2 protein-coding genes and 2 pseudogenes are annotated in these 4,058 nt (G+C 38.9%); 3 read left to right on the top strand and 1 reads right to left on the bottom strand.

Annotation, left to right across the window (positions count from 1 at the left end):
* Positions 1-442, top strand: a pseudogene (locus BFF42_RS12125) (IS3 family transposase); the annotation flags it as partial.
* Between the two features lie 23 nt (positions 443-465).
* On the opposite strand, the gene ospZ reads toward BFF42_RS12125, so the two are convergent.
* Positions 466-1,158, bottom strand: a complete 693-nt coding sequence (ospZ, locus tag BFF42_RS12130) for a type III secretion system effector cysteine methyltransferase OspZ (RefSeq protein ID WP_000625263.1) — start codon at positions 1,156-1,158, stop codon at positions 466-468.
* A gap of 55 nt (positions 1,159-1,213) precedes the next feature.
* Here ospZ and BFF42_RS12135 point away from each other — a divergent pair.
* Together BFF42_RS12135 and icsP are read left to right on the top strand one after the other, a co-directional pair.
* Positions 1,214-1,366: pseudogene (locus tag BFF42_RS12135) on the top strand (IS3 family transposase); the annotation flags it as partial.
* A gap of 1,380 nt (positions 1,367-2,746) precedes the next feature.
* The gene (icsP, locus tag BFF42_RS12140; protein WP_005005342.1) at positions 2,747-3,694 is read left to right on the top strand and encodes an omptin family outer membrane protease IcsP; all 948 of its coding nucleotides are present in this window, start codon (positions 2,747-2,749) and stop codon (positions 3,692-3,694) included.
* Positions 3,695-4,058 lie beyond the last annotated feature (364 nt).

Genomic DNA, 4,058 nt, shown 5'->3' on the forward strand with positions numbered 1-4,058 from the left:
AGGCAGTTCGCCGTGACCGAGCCAAATCAGGTGTGGTGCGGTGATGTGACCTGTATCTGGACGGGTAAGCGCTGGGCGTACCTCGCCGTTGTTCTCGACCTGTTCGCAAGAAAACCAGTGGGCTGGGCCATGTCGTTCTCGCCGGACAGCAGGCTCACCATGAAAGCGCTGGAAATGGCATGGGAAACCCGTGGTAAGCCCGGCGGGGTGATGTTCCACAGCGATCAGGGCAGTCATTATACGAGCAGGCAGTTCCGGCAGTTATTGTGGCGATACCAGATCAGACAGAGTATGAGCCGGCGCGGAAACTGCTGGGATAACAGCCCAATGGAACGCTTCTTCAGGAGTCTGAAGAACGAATGGATGCCGGTGGTGGGTTACCCCAAACGAATCGGAAAATCGATACTGGAAAAACTCTAACTCGGTGGCCAGTTTTTGTTGACCACTTCATACAATTAATATACATTAAGTAACAGACATTCGAGCCTTGATTTGAGAAAGCCTGTCATTCATTTGTTTTATGTAGCTATCTATTTCCTCTGATGCATAACTAAAAAGTTCTCCCATTTCACGAGCAATAATAATCTCAGATTTAATAGACTTTAACTCTGGCGACTCATCTCTTAACACTTGCATAATCTCTCTTTTTATATCATATAGTTCTATAAACCGATTTGCCCGTAGTTCTCCTTGGGGAGAATCATTTCTGAATACAACAATTATATACAAAAAATCACTATTTTCTTTAGGGAAGATCTTACAACTAATCTCTGGGAGCTCACATAATGCATGTAAGTCAGGATGGTACAAACTATCCACAGAAAATTGCCCCATAGGACGTTTTCCAGATATAACTGTCAACCAGCTTCCTTCCGGTATACTGGCTTCGTCTCTGGAAATAGGCTGAAAATCTTCCGGACATGGAGAATACATTGTCTTCATATAATTAAGTCGTCTGGATTTCTCATTAATAAACTCCTCTATTTTTAATTGTGCCATACTTCTGGTTATACCAGAGATATACTTCTTGTCATATATGTTTGGTGATTCATTAAAGTAACCATGTTCAACTCTAGGATAAATATTTCTCACTATATATTCAGTATTTGCAGTATTTATTGGAAATACGTTCTTAATATTCTTGATGGGACTAATCATTTTAATCTCTATACTCAAATATAAACATTACCATGAACAATATAATTGTTCCTAAGTGGAATGTCTCCACGGAGAACACTTTATCTATCGGGAAATAGTGCGGGCAACAGTGTTTAATTATATCGAGTGCGATTACAATCGCTGGCGACGGCACCGTTGGTGTGGCGGCCTCAGTCCGGAACAATTTGAAAACCAGAACCTCGCTTAGGCCTGTGTCCATATTACGTGGGTAGGCTCACAGAGCCTCACTTACGACTGCGTCCATATTATGTGGGTAGGATCAATAAAGACGTTTTATATGTGTCTGCTTGCAGCCAGAAAATTTATACCCTGCAGGTATCATAAACATGCTTGATAACTTAATTGGGGCTCCCTCTTCCTTTTATGGTGTAATTGTTTGATTGAATACTTCCGGGGATTTCAGTATGAAATGAAGTATATTTAATATACTTTACAAAAAGTTTGTATTAGTGGAATAAGGACAATAGCTTATCCAAACTGCCAAGCCTCTTTATTATAAGTAAGATCTGGCACTGGAATATTCTCAAAAGGACTAACATCATCACCACGACCTTCAACCAACCATTTTATTGCATTTAAATCCCTGAATAGTTCAGTAGTGGTCAATTTGGGAAACGCACAATATTGTACGGTTACGTTATCGCAATAGAGTGAACTCCCGCCCTATACGGCGTTTTCAAGGATTAGTCCTTAATCGGACAACCACATTAAAGCATAATAAATAATTAAGCTTTAATAATATACTATAGATACAGTTCTATTATAAAAAATACTATTTTAGGTGATGCATTAAATTAGTAGAATATTTATTCTTTTATAAAAGCACCAATGAATTGTCCAAGTAAACATGAGGTAAAATGTGTAGAGGATAACTGAGTTTGGTCACTTTAACTGTATTAGTCGCAGTCTGACTCTCGACTTTAAAAGGATGGGAATTACCTGTACTGATAGTGAGAAAGCTTTCCATTGAAATAAGTCAAATAAAAGTTGATGGCTTCAGTGCTAAAGTGAGGTGCCCGCTAGCCGTATTCACTCGAATCGGAATTCAATGTATTGCTTCTGCCATTTCCATAATATTTCACGGGAAAAACAAAATCTGAAAAACTATACTTAAGTGTTGTATTGAGTCAGTTGAGATACAAATACATATTTATCAGCACACGTTACGTCAAATACAGGAGGTTGTCATGTTGGTACTGAAAGGCACGTTGGCTATTGCAGCCGTGATGACAATTTATTGTCTTATCGTTGTTCTTATGGAACGCTTTTCTGATTGATTTCATATTGGCGAGAGAACAAGAAGGTGAGTAGAATTGTCGCGGAATCCTGAAACTATCAGCCTCAGGTATGAACACCAAAAGGTAGGTAGAGAAATCTATGGCCCCCGTTACTTTATTCGCACAATGAGGTATTTTTTTATTTTTACAAAAGTTCAATAAATATTATAATAAAAGATATGTTCTTGGTAACATAAACAAATATTTAATTAAAATAATGCTTGGCATTGACGTTTATCTTATAAAGTAAGAAGATCATGGACATTTCAACCAAAAAAGTAGAGTTCTCGATGAAATTAAAATTCCTTGTACTTGCACTTTGTGTACCTGCGATCTTTACTACACATGCTACCACTAACTATCCACTTTTCATACCGGATAACATCAGTACGGATATTAGTCTAGGATCTCTGAGTGGCAAAACAAAAGAACGCGTTTATCATCCCAAGGAAGGGGGGAGAAAAATTAGTCAACTGGACTGGAAATACAGTAATGCGACTATTGTTAGAGGTGGCATCGATTGGAAGCTAATTCCAAAAGTGTCTTTCGGAGTTTCCGGTTGGACTACTTTAGGTAACCAGAAAGCAAGCATGGTTGATAAAGACTGGAACAATTCCAATACCCCTCAGGTATGGACCGACCAGAGCTGGCATCCCAATACGCATCTCCGTGATGCTAACGAATTCGAGCTGAATCTTAAAGGTTGGTTATTAAATAATTTGGATTATCGACTTGGACTAATAGCAGGTTACCAAGAGAGTCGTTACAGTTTTAATGCAATGGGAGGGAGTTATATTTATAGTGAAAACGGGGGGAACAGGAATAAAAAAGGGGCACATCCTAGTGGTGAAAGAACAATAGGTTACAAACAGCTCTTCAAAATACCTTATATTGGATTAACTGCTAATTACCGCCATGAGAATTTTGAGTTTGGAGCAGAACTGAAATATAGTGGTTGGGTTCGTTCATCTGATACAGATAAACACTATCAGACTGAGACAATTTTTAAAGATGAAATAAAAAACCAAAATTACTGCTCTGTTGCTGCGAATATTGGATACTATGTCACCCCCAGTGCAAAATTTTATATAGAAGGCTCCAGAAATTACATTTCTAATAAAAAAGGTGATACATCTCTTTATGAGCAAAGTACCAATATATCTGGCACCATTAAAAATAGTGCAAGTATTGAATATATTGGTTTTCTCACTTCCGCAGGTATAAAGTATATTTTTTGAATTGGTTCACCGAGTTGATTACGTTTTCATGGCTAAAAATTGCCACCCATTGTGAGTCATATTCGCCCTGACTTTCCAGAACCATACGAACTGCCCGTTGACGGACTTCGGGGGAAAAACGTGTATTTTTAGTCATTCTGTTTACCTCTTTCTCAGGGCGTTTAGTCTCCAGGATTTCCGGGGCGGTTCAAAAAACTCTTCGTTGATTACTGTGGACTTACTGTTGGCATTACCGACCCTGAGACCGGAGAAATAAGAACCGCTTAGTGAGGTAGCCTGAGTTTAACGGACACTCCTTCCTGAAATAGAATGGCATCAGAAGGAGCTAATAATGAGCAGAAAAAACCAACGTTACTCTAAAGAG

The sequence above is a fragment of the Shigella sp. FC1661 genome (assembly GCF_001712525.1).
Taxonomy (GTDB): Bacteria; Pseudomonadota; Gammaproteobacteria; order Enterobacterales; family Enterobacteriaceae; genus Escherichia; species Escherichia coli.

Bases quoted from the DNA above. Each gene is read 5' to 3' on its own strand.
- icsP (WP_005005342.1), top strand. From the start codon at position 2,747: ATGAAATTAAAATTCCTTGTACTTGCACTTTGTGTACCTGCGATCTTT.
- ospZ (WP_000625263.1), bottom strand. From the start codon at position 1,158: ATGATTAGTCCCATCAAGAATATTAAGAACGTATTTCCAATAAATACT.